The 598-nt window shown below is 67.7% G+C and carries 1 protein-coding gene; it reads right to left on the reverse strand.

What is annotated here, in order from left to right:
• On the reverse strand, positions 1–598 hold a 598-nt coding region (locus CF68_RS34385), incomplete at both ends, for a carboxyl transferase domain-containing protein (RefSeq protein ID WP_035827901.1).

Genomic DNA, 598 nt, shown 5'->3' on the forward strand with positions numbered 1-598 from the left:
GCCACGCCCGACAGGCGCGTATGCACGTCGGCGCCGCCCAGGTCCTCGGCGCTGACCTCCTCGCCGGTGGCGGCCTTCACCAGCGGCGGGCCGCCCAGGAAGATGGTGCCCTGGTTCTTGACGATGATGGACTCGTCACTCATCGCGGGCACGTAGGCGCCGCCGGCGGTGCACGATCCCATCACCACCGCGATCTGCGGGATGCCCTGCTTGGACAGGTTTGCCTGGTTGTAGAAGATGCGCCCGAAGTGATCGCGGTCCGGGAACACATCGTCCTGGTTGGGCAGGTTGGCGCCGCCGGAATCGACCAGGTAGATGCAGGGCAGGTTGTTCTCCTCGGCGATCTCCTGCGCGCGCACATGCTTCTTGACCGTCATCGGGTAGTAGGTGCCGCCCTTGACGGTGGCGTCGTTGCAGACGATCACGCACTCCTGCCCGGCCACGCGGCCGATGCCGGTGATGATGCCCGCGCCCGGCGCGGCATTGTCGTACATGTCGTAGGCGGCCAGCTGCGACAGCTCCAGGAACGGCGTGCCGGGATCGAGCAGCTGCTGCACGCGTTCGCGCGGCAGCAGCTTGCCGCGCGACAGGTGCTTGT

Source organism: Cupriavidus sp. SK-4, from assembly GCF_000611125.1.
In the GTDB taxonomy this organism is placed as follows: Bacteria; Pseudomonadota; Gammaproteobacteria; order Burkholderiales; family Burkholderiaceae; genus Cupriavidus; species Cupriavidus necator.